Genomic DNA, 18734 nt, shown 5'->3' with positions numbered 1-18734 from the left:
TATTTTATGTTTAGTAAATTCATACAAAGGCCCGTCCTTTCTATCGTAATATCGCTTATTATTGTGTTTCTCGGTGTGCTGGCCATCAGCTACCTGCCGGTTACACAATTCCCATCCATTTCTCCGCCTAAAGTAAATATTACGGCAGAGTACCCTGGAGCAAACAACGAATTGTTGATTAAATCGGTGGTTATTCCGCTCGAACGTGCACTTAACGGTGTACCGGGCATGAAATATATCGCATCTGATGCCGGTAACGATGGTGAAGCCTCCATCCAGGTGGTATTTAACCTGGGTACCGATCCTAACCAGGCTTCGCTTAACGTACAAAACCGTGTAGCCGCTGTTACCAATAAACTTCCTCCTCTGGTGGTTCGTGAAGGGGTTAAAATTACCCGTGAAGAGTCTAATATGCTGATGTACATCAACTTGTACAGTAAAGACCCTAAAATGAACCAGAACTTTTTGTATAACTATGCTGATATTAACCTGCTTTCGGAGCTGAAAAGGGTTGATGGTGTGGGTTTTGCAGATATTTTGGGCGACAGGGATTATGCGATGCGTATCTGGCTAAAACCCGATCGTATGCAGGCTTATAAAATCTCTGTTGATGAGGTAATGAAAGCCCTTGATGAGCAAAGTTTAGAGGCCTCGCCAGGTAAAACAGGGGAGAGCTCGGGTAAACGTTCGCAGGCTTTCGAATATGTGTTAAAATATTCCGGACGTTTTAATACCAAAGAAGGTTACGAAAATATTGTGGTAAGGGCAACACCAAACGGCGAATTGCTTCGCTTAAAAGATATTGCCGACGTAGATTTTAGTGCTTCCGCTTACAATTTGTATTCTACCTTAAACGGGAAAGCGTCTGCTGCAATTGTTTTGAAACAATCTTATGGCAGTAACGCGAGTCAGGTTATTAAAGATGTTAAAGCTAAAATGGCCGAAATTAAATCGGCTTCATTTCCAAAAGGTTTGGATTACGAAATCAGTTACGACGTTTCCAAATTCCTGGATGCATCTATCGAAAAAGTAATCCACACCCTGGTAGAGGCTTTTATCCTGGTAGGTTTAGTGGTATTCCTGTTCCTTGGCGACTGGCGTTCGACGCTTATTCCGGCCATTGCTGTGCCGGTATCACTGATCGGAACCTTTGTATTTATGCAGTTCTTCGGTATCACACTCAACTTAATTACCTTGTTTGCATTAGTACTCGCCATTGGGGTAGTTGTAGATGATGCGATTGTGGTAATTGAGGCGGTGCATGCCAAAATGGAGCACGACAGGCATCTTTCGGTATTAAAAGCCACACAACAGGCCATGAAAGAAATCGGCGGGGCAATTATCGCCATCACTTTCTTAATGGCATCAGTATTTATCCCGGTAGCGTTTATGTCTGGTCCGGTGGGTATTTTTTACCGTCAGTTCTCCATTACCATGGCAACGGCAATTATCCTTTCAGGTATTGTGGCTTTAACGCTTACGCCTGCATTGTGTGCCATTATGCTGAAGAACAATCATGGTTCGGCGAAAAAGAAAACTTTGATAGATCGTTTCCTGGATGGTTTCAACAATGGTTTTGCCAAGCTTTCAGGCAAGTACGAGTTGGTATTGAGCAGGGTGGTAAGCCGCAGGATTTTAACTTTTGGTGTATTGGTTGCCTTCTGTTTGGGTGTTTGGGCATTAAGCGGAAGTGTACCTTCGGGATTTATTCCTAATGAGGATCAGGGTATGGTTTACGCCATTATCCAAACGCCTCCGGGATCTACTTTAGAGCGTACCGACCAGATTGCAGAGAAACTGCAGAAAATGTGCGAGGATATTGATGGTGTAAAATCAGTTTCATCTTTGGCCGGATACGAAATCCTGACCGAAGGTACGGGATCGAACTCAGGTACCTGTTTAATTAACCTGAAAGACTGGAGCGAACGTAAACATTCTGCAGCAGAAATTATTGAAGAGCTTGAAGAAAAATCAAAATCCATCCCGGGTGCAACCATCGAGTTTTTCCAGCCACCGGCAGTTCCGGGTTATGGTGCAGCGGGCGGTTTCGAGCTTCGTTTACTGGATAAAGCGGGTAGCGGCGATTACAAAAAAATGGAAACCGTTGCCAACGATTTTGTACGCGAACTGAACAAAAGAAAAGAACTTTCATCTGTATTTACTTTCTATAGTGCAAGTTTCCCTCAATACATGCTTGATGTTGACAACGATATTGCACAACAAAAAGGCGTAAGTATCGATAATGCCATGAACACGCTATCAACTTTTGTGGGTAGTAACTACGAAACGAGTTTTATTAAATACGACCGTCAATATAAAGTAATCGTTCAGGCATTGCCTCAATACAGGGCTTTACCAGAAGATATTTTAAAGCTTTCGGTTAAAAACGACCGCGATGAGATGGTGCCTTTCTCGGCATTTATTAAAATGCGTAAGGTATATGGTTTATCAGAAATTACCCGTCACAACATGTACAACGCTTCTGAAATCAGCGGACAATCGGCTCCGGGTTATAGCTCTGGCGAAGCCATTAAAGCGATTACAGAAGTTGCCAAGAAAACATTGCCAAGGGGATTTGGGATCGATTGGGCAGGTATCTCTAAAGATGAAGTATCAAGAGGTAATGAAGCCATTTATATCTTCCTGATCTGTTTAGGTTTCGTGTACCTGGTTCTTGCCGCGCAATATGAGAGTTTCATCCTGCCGCTTTCGGTAATCCTTTCTTTACCGGCGGGTATTTTTGGCGCGTTCCTTTTCCTTAAATTATTGGGACTGGAAAACAACATTTATGCGCAGGTGGCCATGGTAATGCTCATCGGTTTACTCGGTAAAAATGCCGTACTGATTGTGGAGTTTGCCACGCAGCGCCATGCACAGGGAGCAACCGTATTCAAGGCAGCACTCGAAGGTGCAAGCGTGCGTTTCCGCCCGATTTTAATGACCTCTTTTGCCTTTATCGCAGGTTTAATTCCTTTGATGATTGCAAGCGGACCAGGTAAAATCGGTAACCGTACCATTGGTTCGGCCGCTGCCGGAGGTATGCTTTTCGGTACCATTTTCGGGGTAATTGTAATCCCTGGCCTGTATTTTATATTCGGATCAATTGCAGCAAAACACAAGCTGATCAAAATTGAAGAAGAACATCCGTTAACTGAAGAAATTGAGAATAATGTTTAAGAAAAATCTTTATAAAGGCCTTGGACTGGTGTTGATATGCGCTGCATACACCGCCTGTAAGTTACCAGAAGTAGCCCAGCGAGCCGAAAATAAAAATGTACCTGTGAGCTTTAACGGCTCGCAGGATACCGTAAGCACTGCCGGTATACAATGGCGTAACTTTTTTACCGATCCTAACCTGATCAATCTGATTGATACAGCCCTGAAAAATAACCAGGAGCTGAATATTACCCTTCAGGATATCGAGATTGCCAAAAACGAAATCAAAGCCAGAAAAGGAGAGCTTTTGCCAAGCGTAAGTTATGGTGTGGGTGCCGGATTGGATAAAGTTGGCCGTTACACAAGCTCTGGTGCAGGCGATGCTTCTACCGAAATCACTCCGGGCAAAGGTGTTCCGGAAGTATTACCTGATTACCAGTTTGGTTTACAAGCCAATTGGGAAGCCGATATCTGGCATAAACTGCGTAATTCGAAAAAAGCGGCAGTTAACCATTACCTGTCGACAGTTGAGGGTAAGAATTTCGTCATCACCAATCTGATTGCCGAAATAGCAAATTCATACTATGAATTGTTGGCTTCTGATAGCCAGTTGGAGACCGTGAAAAAAACGATCGAACTGCAAAGCAATGCACTGGAGTTAATGAAAATCCAGAAACAAGCGACCAGGGTTAACGAACTTGCCGTACGTAAATTTGAAGCAGAGGTACTAAGTTCTAAAAGTCTGGAGTTCGATATTCAGCAAGATATTACTGAAACCGAGAATAAAATTAATTTTCTGGTAGGTCGTTTTCCACAACCCATCATCAGGGATAAATCCAGCTTTACCGATCTGGTACCGGCAACCGTACAGGCGGGTTTACCTTCGCAGTTACTGGCCAACCGTCCGGATATTAAACAGGCTGAATACGAACTTGCAGCCGCAAAATTAGATGTTAAAGTAGCAAAGGCACAGTTTTATCCTTCACTGGGTATTTCTGCAGCTATTGGTTACCAGGCTTTTAACCCTTCTTACCTGTTAAGAACCCCTGAATCTTTGATTTACTCTTTAGCAGGAGATCTGGCCGGACCCCTGATCAACAGAAATGCCATCAAAGCAGAATATTCTTCTGCAAATGCAAAACAACTACAGGCTGTATTTGAATACGAAAAAACCATTTTAAATGGTTATATTGAGGTAGCCAATCAGCTGTCGAAGATCAGCAACCTGCAAAAAAGTTACGACCTGAAATCAAAACAGGTAACGGCGCTTACGCAATCAATCGATATTTCGAACGATTTGTTTAAAGCCGCAAGAGCTGATTATTTTGAGGTATTGATGACACAACGTGATGCTTTACAATCGAAATTAGAACTTATTGAAACCAAAAAACAACAATTAAACGCTGTTGTAGATATTTATCACGCACTTGGTGGCGGATGGAAATAGCTTGTAATTAATTATTTATAGTCAGTTATCCTTATCATTCAATCAGGCTGTTCCAAACCGGGACAGCCTTTTATTTTTTGTTGTTCTGAGCGCAGTGAAAAATCTTTTATTATGGCTATTCTGGTTTTAGCGTCTCGCTAAGACCTTTTTTTGCTGCAAATTTTTAGCCGCAGATTCACAGAAAGTACGGAATTCAGCTCACGCTCCTTTCCGAACAAGTTTTGAATAATTTTTCGTTTTCAAACGATGAAATCGTTTAGTTATTTGTGCACTCGTTGGAAACGAGCGCAAACTAGGTTGTAATTAATTTTTTTATAGTCAGTTATCCTTATCATTCAATCAGGCTGTTCCAAACTGGGGCAGCCTTTTATTTTTTGTCATTCTGAGCATAGCGAAGAATCTTTTATTATGGCTGCTCTGGTCTTAGCGTCTCGCTAAGACCTTTTTTTTGCTGCAATTTTTTTGCCGCAGATTCACGGAAAGCACGGAATTCAGCTCACGCTCCTTTCCGAACAAGTGTTGAATGGTTTTTCGTTTTCAAACGATAAAATCGTTTAGCTATCTATGCACTCGTTGGAAACGAGCGCAAACTAGGAGGTAACTTTTTGTTTTTTGTCATTCTGAGCATAGCGAAAAATCTTTTATTATGGCTGCTCTGGTTTTAGCGTCTCGTTAAGATCTTTTTTGCTGCAATTATTTGCCGCAGATTCACGGAAAGTACGGAATTCAGCTCACGCTCCTTTCCGAGCAAGTATTGAATAGTTTTTCGTTTTCAAACGATAAAATCGTTTAGTTATTTATGCACTCGTTGGAAACGAGCGCAAACTAGGAGGTAACTTTTTGTTTTTTGTCATTCTGAGCATAACGAAGAATCTTTTATTATGGCTGCTCTGGTCTTAGCGTCTCGCTAAGACCTTTTTTTGCTGCAATTTTTTTGCCTCGGATTCACGGAAAGCACTGAATTCAGCTCACGCTCCTTTCCGAACAATTTTAGAATAGTTTTTCGTTTTCAAACGATAAAATCGTTTAGTTATTTATGCACTCGTTGGAAACGAGCGCAAACTAGGTACTCCGGAAATACCTTTTTGTACCTCGGCAGTAGCTTTTAGTGCTTCAACAGTTCGGCTTAGTACTCCGGAAGGAGTTTTTTGTACTTCCGGAGCTCTTTAATAGTCCTCTGGAAGGTGTTTTTTGTGCTCCGCGAGTACCTTTTTCTACTCCTGCAGTACCTTTTTGTACTTCCGGAGCTCTTTAATAGTCCTCTGGAAGGTGTTTTTTGTGCTCCGCGAGTACCTTTTTCTACTCCTGCAGTACCTTTTTGTACTTCCGGAGCTCTTTAATAGTCCTCTGGAAGATGTTTTTTGTGCTCCGCGAGTACCTTTTTCTACTACGGCAGTACCTTTTTCTACTACGAAAGACCAAATTGCTCTTCCGAAGTACTTTTAAATAGCATTCAAGGCATTTTTTGATTTTTATATAGTATAAGCAGCCGTGTTTGAAATCATCTTTAACCAGCCTGATAGGCTGAAAATAATCTGATGTGAAGTTTAATACCTGTTAAATTCTGCTTTTGTTCATTTATTTATCATAAAATTCATTTTACAAACAATGCCATCACTGTGCGGTTATCATTAGCGTAGAATTTATCATCATATCTAAAACAAAATGGGAAAAACAACATTTAAATTCGGCGAATTAGAGGTTAAACGTTTAGGTTATGGCGCAATGCAATTAACCGGAAACGGTGTTTTTGGTGAAGTAGAAGATCGCGAAAATGCAATAACTGTTTTACGTGAAGCTGTTGCAAATGGCGTTAATTTTATTGACACTGCCGAAGCGTACGGACCGAAATTTAACGAATCGCTTATTGCTGATGCCTTAAATCCTTTTCAAAAAGATCTTTTTATTGCCACTAAAGGTGGTTTTGACCGGCCAGGACCAAATAATTGGGTGCCTAATGGTGCGCCCGAAAAAATAAGACAGGATATTGAAGGGAGTTTACAACGTTTAAAAGTAGATAGCATCGATTTATGGCAACTGCACCGCATTGATCCCAATGTTGAAGTAGCCAAAACCCTGGCACCTGTAATAGAGGCTGTAAAAGAAGGGAAAATAAAAAATGTAGGTTTATCAGAAGTGACCATCGATCAAATTAAGCAGGTACAGGATATTTTGCCGGTTGTTTCTGTTCAAAATCTTTATAATCTGGGCAACAGACAATGGGAAAGTGTGTTGGATTTTACTGCCGAACAAGGACTGGCTTTTATTCCGTGGTTTCCTTTGGCATCTGGTCCTCACAAACTCGAAGATAAAATTAAAGCCATTGCCGAAAAACATAAGGCTACAACTGCACAGATTGCTTTGGCCTGGTTGCTAAAAAGATCACCGAATATCCTGTTAATCCCCGGAACCAAATCGGTTGACCATTTAAAAGAAAACTTAGAAGCCACAGAAATAGAATTGACAGAAGAAGAATTTGAAAGTTTAGCAAAATAGAAAGGTTTTGTCATTCTGAGCGCAGCGAAGAATCTTTTTCTTCTTTACAGGTCTTAGCGTCTCGCTAAGACCTTTTTTCTGTTGCAATTATTTTTTTGCCACGGATTCACGGAAAACACAGAAATTCCCTGCAATCCTCATTTTCAGTTAAGGCTCGTTTGTAATGAGCATTGAATAGTTTGAAGTTACAAACGATAAAATCGTTTAGCTATTCATACACTCGTTTGGAAACGAGCGCAAACTAAGTTTCATTTACAGGTAAAACCCCTAACTGGTCTTAGTGTCTCGCTAAGACCTTTTTTCTAGTGTAATTATTTTTTGCCACGGATTCACGGAAAACACAGAAATTCCCCATGATTTTCATTTCATGCGTCGTAGAAAAGCTGTATTTTAAAACAATTACCCCTAACTGGTCTTAGCGTCTCGCTAAGACCTTTTTTCTGGTGTAATTATTTTTTGCCACGGATTCACGTAAAACACAGAAATTCCCCATGATTTTCATTTCAAGCGTAGCCGAGAAATCTATAGTTTAAAACAATTACCTGTGTTCATCTTCCTTATCTGTGCTTAATATTTTGTTGGAATAAGTTTTTACCTTGTTAAAATAAAACATGATATTTAAACATGAAAAAAGTCTTCCTAACCACCATCATTTTATTTTCAATCCTATTTCAAAAAGTCATGGCGCAGAACAAAACCGACAATGTACCTGCTGTTTTAAACCATATTGCCGTTTATGTAGCCGATTTAAATAAAGCTACTTCCTTCTACGAAAGTGTTTTTAACCTTAAAATCATTCCTGAGCCCTTTAAAGATAACCGCCATACCTGGTTTAGCCTGGGGCCGGCCGGACAGCTGCATTTGATTCAGGGGGCAAAAGGCAACGAAACTTTCGATAAAAACGGACATTTATGTTTCAGCGTTCCATCGGTTGATGATTTTGTGAAAAAACTCAATACCAAAAACATCAGCTTTGAAGACTGGGCCGGAAAAGAAAAAGGCATTACCCTCCGTGTTGATGGCGTAAAACAGATTTATTTTAAAGATCCCGACGGACATTGGCTGGAAGTGAACGATGCGAAGTAAATTTTTTACTACGTGCTCACTTAATCCCCGCCCAAATCCTATATTTAGGTTTGATCCGCTTTTTTATGAAACTTCAATTTTCACAGTATTTTTTTGCCTTCTTTTTAATCCTTGGTTTAAACAACCAATCGCATGCCCAGAACGAAAGTGCTGAGGCAGATTTTAAAAAGGTAATGGAAAAATATAATGCTGTTGGCGCTTCGGTGGCGGTAGTAAAAAGCGGTAAAATCATTTACACCCATTCGTTTGGCTTAAAAGATCTGGAAAATAAAGTTCCGCTAACCGATCAGGATATTTTTAGGATCGCATCCATATCAAAATCCTTTTCGGCAACATCTGTTATGCAGCTGGTAGAGGCGGGTAAAATTTCTCTTGACGATGATTTCGGGGATCTGGTAGGTTTTAAAATCAGGAACCCAAAATTTCCTGATCAGAAAATTACTTTAAAAATGGCTTTGTCGCATACTTCCAGCTTAAACGATTCGCAGGGATATTTAAACCTTGATGTCATCAATCCGGATAAAAACCCAGATTGGGCAAAATGTTATAACGATTACCTGCCGGGAAGTAAATTTGATTACTGTAACCTCAATTTTAACCTAATCGGAACCATAATCGAGAAACAATCAGGCGAACGTTTCGATAATTATGTGAAAAACCATGTTTTAAAACCTTTAGGGCTTTATGCTGGATATTGTGTCGATTCTTTGGATAGTACCCGTTTCGTAAACTTGTACGAATATCATTCCGATACTAAATCCTATACGCCTACGCCAATGGCATACGCGCCACGGCGTACCGAAATTGCGAACTATGTAATGGGATATACCACGCCCATTTTTTCGCCAACAGGCGGCATGAAGATTTCAGCTACCGACCTGGCAAAATACATGATGATGCACATGAATTACGGCACTGCTAATCAAGTAAAAATTATAAGCAAAAAGAGTGCAAAACAGATGCAAACCGCATTAACCGATGATGAAGGTTATGGCTTTGCAATCAGAACGGCCGACAGCTTAATTCCAGGCGTGAAATTAAAAGGGCATACCGGCTCAGCTTACGGATTATATAGTACCATGTTTTTTAACCCCAAAGAAAAATTTGGATTCGTAATTATAACCAATGGAATAAATGCCACCTACACGGATGGTTTCCCCGATTTTAGCAGGGCAGCCATTAACAGTTTATACCAATCTTTCTTTAAATAGCCTAAAGCAGTTTGGCTAAGCCATTTTTATGGAAAAAAACAGTTAAAGGTTTAATGCCGGCTTTTGGATGGCTTACCTCTGTACCTTTTACTTTTTGGTCGAAAATACTTTTAACGGGCGGCAGATCGATTAAATGAGTGCAATCGGTAATCGGTTGATTAACAGTTGCCTGATTTTTACTTTCACTTTTATACTCCATATCGCTGTTACTGATTTACAAATCTTTGATAGGTACTTCCGGATTTAACTTTTTCCATCATCAGGTATGCTCTTAATTTTGAAAATTCCATACTGTGAAGTGCTTTAACTGCTGATTTAAGCTTCTCGGTGCTAATGCCAAGCCTTGCAGCCCAATAATTACGATCTTGTTCATCTGCGATATCGATAAATTCTTTCCTCGCATTCATCGAATTAAGTTGATATTCCATTTTTTATGAATTTTGGTTAGTAATACTCATAGAACACGTATAATTATGTTTTGGTTTTGTGGTTTTGTCAGTAAATTCTCAAAAAAATATAGAGATATGTGGGATTACAGCACATTTTAAGATATTGTAATCGCGCTTTACAAATTACAGGGCTAAAACTCCGTTTAAATAATGCATTTGCGCTATTTTTACAGCTTCACATTTATCCTTAAAAAGAGTAATATTTTCTTTACAAATCATTAGGTTTTGTCGATTTACATTTTTATTATTGTATTGTAATATAATTTTTACAAATGCTAAATCATTTTCTAACTGGCGTTCAAAGTCTGTCCCCGCGTCGAAAATTTTATCAGGATAATCGTTTCGTATTATCGCTCTGGGTATTTATCACCCTGGTTTTTGTAATAGATTCGTGGGCCACGCATCGTTACAATAACTATCTTATTTTCGAAAATACATTTAGAAATTTACTGCACGAGCGTTCGCTTTACGCATATTATCCGGCTTATCACGAAGATGCCAACCACTATGGCCCGATTTTTAGCCTGTTAATCGCACCATTTGCAATTTTTCACAACTGGATAGGATTATTACTGTGGAACCTGTTTAACTGTTTCCTGCTCTTTAAAGCCATACAAACCCTGCCGTTAACAGAAGATCAGAAAGTGGCTATCGGATACATTGCCATTCCCTGTTTGATAGAATCGATGCTTAACCAGCAGTTTAATGCGGGCGCAGGAGCATTAATGATATTAAGTTACACCCTCCTGAATAAAGATAAAGGGATATGGTCGGCACTTTGCATCGTGCTTGGTACCTTTATTAAACTTTATGGTGTGGTAGGACTCGTTTTTTTCTTCTTTGCCAGGAAAAAGCCGGCATTTATTTTATGGTTGGTTTTATGGTCGGTAGTAATATTTCTACTGCCTATGCTTTTGGCTTCACCTGCTTATGTGACACACTGTTACGTAGACTGGAAAAACTCTTTGGTGGGTAAAAATATGGTAAACGTTTTGGGCGGTGGAATCGATGTTTCCATCATGGGTTTCTTCAGGGAACTTTTAGATGCACGAAAAGTACCTAATTTTCTGTTTCTTAGTCTAGGTGCTTTATTATTTATGTTGCCATTTGTAAATCTATCCTGTTTCGGAAAGCATAAATTTCAACTGATGATCCTGTCATCCGTAATGATTTTCCCGGTATTATTCAGTACCGGTGCAGAAGACTGTACCTTCATTATTCCCATTATTGGTGTAGGTATATGGTATGTAAAAGAAAATAATAAGGCCATGAAAAAGGTTTTGCTGCCCGTTTTACTGTTGATTACCTGTAATTTCCCCTTGTTGTTGTTTCCGGTTTTCGCCAAATCGCATCCCTTATCGCTGGCCATCATCAGCCTCCCTTATTTTTTAGTATGGGTTAGGATTATTTATAAAGCTACAAATAATAGGTTCGCCTATGCCGAAGAAACAGAACCAGAAATGGTTACTGCGCTAATAGATTAAGTTTTAAATTTTATTTTTTTAAAGGTTTTAATGCCCGTTTGTAAAAACGGATGTTAAAACCTTTTTTGTTATTGCGCTGTTTTATAGCTGTCTAATCAAAAATAGTTATGGATGATAAACAAAAAACAGGTGGTGCTGATCGCGGTAGGATCAACATTAACGAAGGTTATGAGCTGGATTATTGGTCTAATAAATTTGGCGTAAGCAAAGATAAACTCAAAGCAGCAGTGCAAACAGTGGGTACATCGTCCAATGCCGTAGAAGATTATTTAAAAAAATAAAACGTTAATTATGAGTCTGGAAAAGTATGTTTCAAAGCGCGATTTCTCAAAAACGGCGGAGCCTAAATCAGGTAAAAGCAGCGATCGGAACAAGTTACATTTTGTGATCCAAAAGCACGATGCATCACGCCTGCACTATGATTTCAGACTTGAAATGGAGGGTGTTTTAAAAAGCTGGGCGGTTCCCAAAGGCCCCTCAACTGATCCCAAAACGAAACGGTTAGCCATGATGGTAGAAGACCATCCTTACGATTATAAAGATTTTGAAGGGATTATCCCACAGGGAGAATATGGTGGAGGAACCGTTATTGTTTGGGATGAAGGTACTTATGAGCCAATCGAAAGTATTAAAGGCAAAAAGGCACAGGAGAAACACCTCTTAAAGCAACTGAAGGATGGTTCCTTAAAAATTAAGCTGAACGGAGAAAAACTTCATGGCGAGTTTGCCCTGGTTAAAACCCATGGGATGGGAGAGAACGGCTGGTTGCTGATTAAACATAAGGATGATTATGCATCTGCTAAAGATATTACCAAAGAGGATAAATCGGTACTTTCTGGTAAAACCATCGAAAAGATGGAGAAAACATCCGATAAGGTTTGGAAAGAAGGAAAAGAGCAAAAAATAAAAGCTGAAAAAAAAAATCCTGAACCAAAACCTAAGAAAGAAACAAAAGCTGTAGGTGATGATAAAAACATAGATGTAAAGGCCATTTTAAAAAAAGCCCCAAAATCAGTCATTCCCAAAAATATTAAACCGATGCTGGCCACACTGGTGGATGAACCTTTTGATGACCCAAATTGGCAATATGAGGTGAAATGGGATGGTTACCGTGCCCTGGCATTTATTAACAAAGGAAAAGTAGAACTTTTTTCGAGGAACAATAAATCATTTAACGAAAAATTTTATCCCATTTACGATCTGCTTAATGAGTGGAAAATTAATGCAGTGCTCGATGGTGAAATTCTGGTTTTAAACGACAAGGGGATCTCAAATTTTGGCTCCCTGCAGAACTGGAGGAGCGAAGCTGATGGTGAACTGGTTTTTTATGTATTTGATATTTTGTGGTACGAGGGCAAAAACCTGATGGAATTACCACTTTATGAGCGCCAGGCAATTTTAAACGACATTTTACCCACCGATGATGACCGTGTTCGCTTAGGAAAAGTTTTTAAAGCGAGCGGAGTCGATTTTTTTGATGCTGCCCAAAGAATGGGTTTAGAAGGCATTATCGCCAAAAAAACCGACAGCACTTACGCTACCGACCGCAGATCGAAAGAGTGGTTAAAAATTAAAGTTCACAAACGCCAGGAGGTGGTAATTGCCGGTTTTACCAAAAATGAAGACACTTCAAAATCTTTTAGCTCCCTTTTACTGGGTGTATATGAGAAAGGAAAATTACAATACGTAGGTAAGGTTGGAACTGGATTTTCGGATAAACTGCAGAAAACGATGATGGAGCAGTTTAAACCGCTTATTGTAGATAAAAGCCCTTTCGAAAGCATCCCCGATGTAAATAAACCTTCGCGTTTCAGGCCAAATCCGCCAAGGGCAAAAGCTACCTGGCTAAAGCCTCAACTGGTTTGCGAAGTTGCCTTTACCGAAGTAACAGATGACGGGGTTTTTCGCCATCCTTCCTTTCAGGGCATGCGCGAAGATAAGAAAGCGAAAGATGTGATCCGGGAAGAAGAAAGCGCAACCACAGAAATTGTTAACGATGCTAAGGAAAAAGACGGACATGATGAAGCAATAAAACCACCAAAAGGGAAAGACCGCAAAACGCTATTGAACCCTAAAGATGAAACGCAGGTAAGAAAAATAAAAGGCCACGAACTTAAATTCACCAATTTGAGTAAAGTATACTGGCCTGAAGATAAGGTAACCAAAAGGGATATGTTCAACTATTATTACCAGGTTGCCGAATATATTTTGCCTTACCTTAAAGATCGCCCCCAATCCCTAAACCGTTTTCCCGGCGGGATCCACGGGCCAAGTTTTTATCAGAAAGATGTTAAGGGCAAAGCTCCAGACTGGGCTGAAACCTTTCCCTATGAAAATGGTGAAGGCGAAAAAAAAGAATATCTGGTCGGCACTGACGAAGCTTCCTTATTGTGGATGGCCAGTTTAGGTTGTATTGAAATGAACCCCTGGTTTAGTCGTGTGCAACACCCCGATAATCCTGATTACTGCGTGATCGATCTTGATCCTGACAAACATACTTTTGATCAGGTGGTTGAAGCGGCGCTTGAAACCAAAAAAGTGCTGGATGCAATTGATGTGCCCGGTTTCTGTAAAACATCAGGTTCAACGGGTATGCATATCTATATTCCTTTAAATGCGAAATATGATTATGACCAGAGTCAGCTTTTTGCAAAACTTGTGGTGAATTTAGTAAATAAACAGATTCCTGATTTTACTTCATTGGAGCGGATGGTATCGGCAAGGAAAGGGAAAATGTACCTCGATTTTTTACAGAACAGACCTGGGGCAACTATTGCCTGTCCGTATTCCTTACGGCCAAAAGCAGGGGCAACCGTTTCTATGCCATTACATTGGGATGAGGTAAAACCGGGTTTGAAAATGAAAGATTTTAATATTTTTAATGCAATCGATCGGTTAAAAGCAGAAGGCGATTTGTTTAAAGGTGTTTTGGGCAAGGGAATAGACCTTAAAAAAGCCATTACTAAAGCCAAAAGTGTTTTTGGATAAAGCGCAATAATCTTTTGCTGCTTTGATTATATTTGGCAAAAAATTAAAAATGATAGCACACCACGTTTTATTCTGGCTTAAAGCCGATACCACGGAAGAGCAAAAAGCTGCTTTCCGCAATGGATTACAAACTTTAGAAAGCATTGAAGTTGTAAAAACCTTTCACATTGGTATACCTGCACCAATTGAGCGTGCTGTTGTTGATACCACTTATACTTTCAGCCTGATTTTATTTTTCGAAGATTTAGCTGCACACGATGTTTACCAGGTGCACCCGGTACATAAAGCTTTCCTGGATGAATTCAGGATTTATTTCGAAAAGGTTGTAATTTACGACGCCGAATAATATCAGATGCCTCCAATAAACCGGAGGCATTTTTTTTGAAGTGACTTTTTAAGGAAATAGACAGTAATTTACAGGCTTCATTAAAACTCGGCGTCATCTCGACTGAAACGCAGTGGAATGGAGAGATCTAAATCACAAATGTTCTTGAGATAGATTTCTCCACTACGGTCGAAATGACGGGACGCAGAATAAATCAATTTTATTATTTGGAATTATTCTAAATAATATGATATTTGCTAAATCAAGCAACGATTTAATCAATAGCCCATGTGTAAAACAACTGTTCTGGCCCAAAATGCAAATATCACCATTGCACAATGCAACAATTGTAAAGTCTTAAATATCTGGCGATCGGGCGTACTCATGAATTTTTCTTTCGAACAATTCGATGCTTTTTACGTGGCCACCAAAAAACTCGATTTCGACGACTATCTGGAAAACCGGCCTGATGGTAAGGAGGTTGTGATTTTATCAACGCCTTTTCCTGATATCAGTTTGGTGTTCACCAGAGAAGAGTGGCATGAGTTTTTTAACAAGATTGATGAAGCGCTCTACATGAAACGGATTTATGAATTAATGTATTGCTAATTAAAACTACAATTGTGTATCTTAGATACTTATTAATAAGTAATTTGATGGTACTACAAAACCAAAGTCTTTTTGATTGCGTAAGTACAATAAACCGCAATCTCATGGAAAAAAGCGCTACACTGATCAAAAGAGCGTCTATTAATGTAAATCTTTTAGATAGCATTAAAATTGGCGATTTATTAGCTGATGAATATGGAAAATCAGGTAAAGTTTGTGAAATAGAAAAAGTGAACCGTCATGGCGAATGCCATTATTACTTTAAGCTGCTCAAATCAGGTACCATCCTGATTATTCTTTAATTTTTTCTTGCTTAACAAATTGGTTATATTAGTGTTATGAGAAGATATCTTATAACATTAGGCCTTGCCATACTGGTAAATCAGGTTGTTTCTGCCCAAATCATCAAGGGAAATTTTGCCATTAAAAATGTACTAACCGGTATGCTTTTACGTGTTAAAGATGCCAGCGGTAAAAATGGCACGCCACTGGTAGCTTACGATCCGCAGAACTGGAAATGTATGACCTGGAATTTCGTGGCTGTAGAAGGAAATACCTATCAATTGAAAAACCTCTTTACAGGCAAAACATTTCAGCCCAAAGCAGGTGATGTGGCACTGGAAGAACAACCCCTGAATTTAGGCAGTGTAAACCAGCAATACGAATTTGAACCTGCCGGGAAAGATGTTTATCTCATCAGGCTTAAAGGAACCAATCTGTATGTTACACCAGAAGATAAAAAAGGAGCAATCAATTCTGCTATTATCCTCGCTAAGAAAACGAAAACCAAAGAGCAGCAATGGAGCATTTACGAACAATCGCCAACCATGTAAAAATCAAAAAGCTCCGTAACCCTGCGGTTTGGAGCTTTTTGATTGATCATTTCTCTTATTAGAATTTATAAGATAATGTAGTCATAAACTGGCGTGGTGGAATTGGATTCACGCTGTAGTTTTCATGTACAAAATAGTTCAATTCGTTAGTGATGTTTGAAATTTTAGCCAGTAATGAAAGTTTTTTCCAGCTGTAACCTGCAGAAAAATCAAATGTTGTAAATGCACTTAATGGTATTAACCTGCTATAGGTTTGAGCTTTGGTATCGTTATAACCTCCATTACGCGAGCCTGTATAATAAGCTGATGCACCAAGTTTTAATCCCTTAACGCTACCCTCCTGGAAAGTATAAAATAAAGTTCCGTTTGCGGTGTTTTTGGTAGAACCTACCAATCTTTGTCCTTCAATTACTCCTCCCAGGGTTACTGTACGGGTTGCATTAGGATTTGCAGTAGTAGGGGCAGGTACCGTGAAAACAGTTTTATCACGCGTTTCTGTATAACGGATAAAGTTATAACTGTAACCGGCAATAAAATTTAGCCCTTTTACAATTGTTCCGGTAATATCAAGTTCTAAACCATCGCTTAATGATTTTCCGTTCAGTTCTTTAATATTGGCATCTCCGTTAGGAGCGCCCTGGGCATTTAAAAGTGCCTGTTGTGCAAATTTATCATTGGCAATTCTGTACCAGGTTAAATTAACCGATAATCTGCCTTTAAATAAGTCGTTTTTAACACCTGCTTCATATTGTTGCAAGGTAGATGGATCCAATGGGGCGAGGTTGATATCAGTTCCCGTATTCTGAACAAAATTACTCGAATAACTGGCATAAACCGAAGTGGTTTTTAACGGTTGGTAGATTAAACCGAATTTAGGCGTAAAGGCGCTTTCAACCTTCGATTTATCCAAACTGTTCACACTTAAGGTTTGTACACCTGTTGCCAGGGTAGTGGTAACCGTTCTGGGTGTTTTTTGGAAAGTATAACGTACACCCGCAAGCACCTTAAATTTATCGGTAACCGAGATCAAGTCCTGCACAAATGTGCCCATGCGGTATAATGGTGCAAAGGTTTCTGAAATTACGTTTACATTTGGCTCAATTCCCGATCCAAAATAAGTAGAAGGATCAAGTAAGTTTACATTGCCATAGTTAAACATGGTTAAGTTATTGTTGAATGTAAAACCACCACTCGTGGTACGAGATTGATCCGCATCGGCACCCACTAATAAAGTGTGACTAATGCTTCCTGTTTTGAAATAACCGTTTAAGTTAATCTGTTCGTTATAGGTATACTCTCTGGTTTTAGAACGCGTAACATTACGGGCAGCAAAGCCATAAGGAAGGGGATTATTAGCTTTTGTATCGGCAAACGGACGCTCGGCACTGAAATAATTACGGTTATAAGACTGTAAGTTGGCCAGTACATTCAACTTCCAGTTATCGTTAAATTTATGGTTAATATTTAGTTGCGAAGTAACGGTGTTTGTTTTGTTGTATGCCCAGGGTGCATTTACGAAAGCTTTACGACCAATGTCAGCAATCTGATTTTCAACCGTACCGATACCGAAATCCGGTGTCATGTTGCTTTTTAAATAATCACCCTGTAATAAAATGTCTGTTTTTTCGCTGATTTTATATAACAAAGATGGATTGATGTATACCCTGTTAGAAGTTACACTGTTTCTAAAACTGGCTGCATCTTCAAAAGTACCGATTAAACGGAAAGCTAAATTTTTCGTAATTGGTCCATAAATATCACCGGTTGGTTTATACATACCATAACTACCGGCACGCATGGATACTTCGCCACCGTATTCGAATTTTGGCTTTTTGGTTACCATGTTTACTACAGCACCACCACTTACACCGCCGTAAAGCAATGCAGCGCTTCCTTTTAAAACCTCAACCGATTCTAAAGTACTGGTTTCGGGCATACCGCCACTGGTTGCGCGGGATCCATTTTTGAAAACGTTATTGGCACCCAAGCTATAACCACGGGCAAAAAAAGTTTCACCGCTTACTGATCCACGATTTTCACCAAAAGCCACACCATTAACATTTTTTAAAACATCACTCAAACGGTTTGCCTGCTGATCGGTAATGACCTGGTTGCCGATAATTTGAACAGATTGAGGCAGATCCATAGGTGCAATGGCTATTTTTCCTAAATTAACAGGTTTTTTATTGGGCGTTTTATAACCATTAATGGCCACTTCATCCAGTTGGGATGAAGATTCAGCAATCGAGAAATCGGCGTTGGTTGTTTGACCAGCGACTACAGTGATCAATTTTTCCTGTGCAGAAATACCAATTGCTGACGTTTTGATTGTATAAGTTCCCGGAATTACATTTTTAATGCTGAAATAACCTTTTTCATCAGTCTGAGTAGTTTTATTGGTATTTTTCAAACCCACGCTTACATATGTGGCAGGATTACCATCGCTGGTTTTGATTGTACCGGATACTGTTCCGTTTTTGGTTTGTGCCATAACATTTCCTGCAAGGAGCAAAAAAATGATCATCAGCTTAAATAGAAAAGTAGATTTTTTATCCATCTTATTTAGATTAATTCTTAGTTGGCGCAAAGGAACTGTTTTAGAATGATAATGCCAAAATTATTTTTATTTGTTCTAAATAAGATTAATGAT

The 18734-nt window shown here is 39.4% G+C and carries 15 protein-coding genes; 12 read left to right on the top strand and 3 right to left on the bottom strand.

From position 1 onward, the window contains the following. Window positions 1-6 precede the first annotated feature (6 nt). The 5 genes from DRW42_RS02565 to DRW42_RS02545 all read left to right on the top strand — a co-directional run bounded on the left by DRW42_RS02565 (window position 7) and on the right by DRW42_RS02545 (window position 9396). A complete protein-coding gene (locus DRW42_RS02565; protein ID WP_113947282.1) occupies window positions 7-3177 on the top strand; it encodes an efflux RND transporter permease subunit in 3171 nt (1056 codons plus the stop codon). Next, entirely contained in the window at window positions 3170-4603 is a 1434-nt protein-coding gene (locus DRW42_RS02560) for a TolC family protein (protein ID WP_113947281.1), read from the top strand. The genes DRW42_RS02565 and DRW42_RS02560 overlap by 8 nt, the downstream gene beginning before the upstream one ends. Before the next feature lie 1665 nt (window positions 4604-6268). After that, entirely contained in the window at window positions 6269-7099 is an 831-nt protein-coding gene (locus tag DRW42_RS02555; RefSeq protein WP_113947280.1) for an aldo/keto reductase, read from the top strand. A gap of 624 nt (window positions 7100-7723) precedes the next feature. After that, window positions 7724-8185 (top strand): VOC family protein, encoded by a 462-nt coding sequence (locus DRW42_RS02550; RefSeq protein WP_113947279.1) that lies wholly within the window; start codon window positions 7724-7726, stop codon window positions 8183-8185. A gap of 65 nt (window positions 8186-8250) precedes the next feature. Further along, the gene (locus DRW42_RS02545) at window positions 8251-9396 is read left to right on the top strand and encodes a serine hydrolase domain-containing protein (protein WP_113947278.1); all 1146 of its coding nucleotides are present in this window, start codon (window positions 8251-8253) and stop codon (window positions 9394-9396) included. A 1-nt stretch (window position 9397) separates the two neighbouring features. Here DRW42_RS02545 and DRW42_RS02540 read toward each other — a convergent pair whose 3' ends face one another. Then, window positions 9398-9595, bottom strand: coding sequence for a hypothetical protein (locus DRW42_RS02540; protein WP_113947277.1), 198 nt, complete (start codon window positions 9593-9595; stop codon window positions 9398-9400). Between the two features lie 7 nt (window positions 9596-9602). Beyond that, entirely contained in the window at window positions 9603-9824 is a 222-nt protein-coding gene (locus DRW42_RS02535) for a DUF3606 domain-containing protein (RefSeq protein WP_113947276.1), read from the bottom strand. 293 nt (window positions 9825-10117) lie between these two features. On the opposite strand from DRW42_RS02535, the gene DRW42_RS02530 reads away from it, so the two are divergent. From DRW42_RS02530 to DRW42_RS02500, 7 genes are all read left to right on the top strand, one after another. Continuing rightward, complete coding sequence (locus DRW42_RS02530; RefSeq protein WP_113947275.1) at window positions 10118-11329, top strand: glycosyltransferase family 87 protein; 1212 nt, start codon at window positions 10118-10120, stop codon at window positions 11327-11329. Window positions 11330-11436: 107 nt separating this feature from the next. Next, window positions 11437-11610, top strand: coding sequence for a DUF3606 domain-containing protein (locus DRW42_RS02525; RefSeq protein WP_113947274.1), 174 nt, complete (start codon window positions 11437-11439; stop codon window positions 11608-11610). Window positions 11611-11620: 10 nt separating this feature from the next. Further along, window positions 11621-14317, top strand: coding sequence for a DNA ligase D (ligD, locus tag DRW42_RS02520; RefSeq protein ID WP_113947273.1), 2697 nt, complete (start codon window positions 11621-11623; stop codon window positions 14315-14317). Window positions 14318-14366: 49 nt separating this feature from the next. Continuing rightward, complete coding sequence (locus tag DRW42_RS02515) at window positions 14367-14663, top strand: Dabb family protein (RefSeq protein ID WP_113947491.1); 297 nt, start codon at window positions 14367-14369, stop codon at window positions 14661-14663. A 267-nt stretch (window positions 14664-14930) separates the two neighbouring features. Continuing rightward, window positions 14931-15251: a hypothetical protein gene (locus DRW42_RS02510; RefSeq protein ID WP_113947272.1), complete on the top strand. Its 321-nt coding sequence runs from the start codon at window positions 14931-14933 to the stop codon at window positions 15249-15251. Window positions 15252-15355: 104 nt separating this feature from the next. Continuing rightward, on the top strand, window positions 15356-15553 hold the full coding sequence (locus DRW42_RS02505) for a hypothetical protein (RefSeq protein WP_113947271.1): 198 nt from the start codon (window positions 15356-15358) through the stop codon (window positions 15551-15553). A gap of 36 nt (window positions 15554-15589) precedes the next feature. Continuing rightward, window positions 15590-16084 (top strand): RICIN domain-containing protein, encoded by a 495-nt coding sequence (locus DRW42_RS02500; RefSeq protein WP_113947270.1) that lies wholly within the window; start codon window positions 15590-15592, stop codon window positions 16082-16084. Window positions 16085-16142: 58 nt separating this feature from the next. Here the strand turns inward: DRW42_RS02500 and DRW42_RS02495 are convergent, their stop codons facing one another. Next, complete coding sequence (locus tag DRW42_RS02495) at window positions 16143-18641, bottom strand: TonB-dependent receptor (RefSeq protein ID WP_113947269.1); 2499 nt, start codon at window positions 18639-18641, stop codon at window positions 16143-16145. Between the last annotated feature and the right edge of the window lie 93 nt (window positions 18642-18734).

This window comes from Pedobacter miscanthi, from assembly GCF_003315595.1.
GTDB classification, from domain to species: domain Bacteria; phylum Bacteroidota; class Bacteroidia; order Sphingobacteriales; family Sphingobacteriaceae; genus Pedobacter; species Pedobacter miscanthi.
Note: the sequence above shows the minus strand (reverse complement) of the source record. Positions and strands in the feature narration are given on the sequence as shown.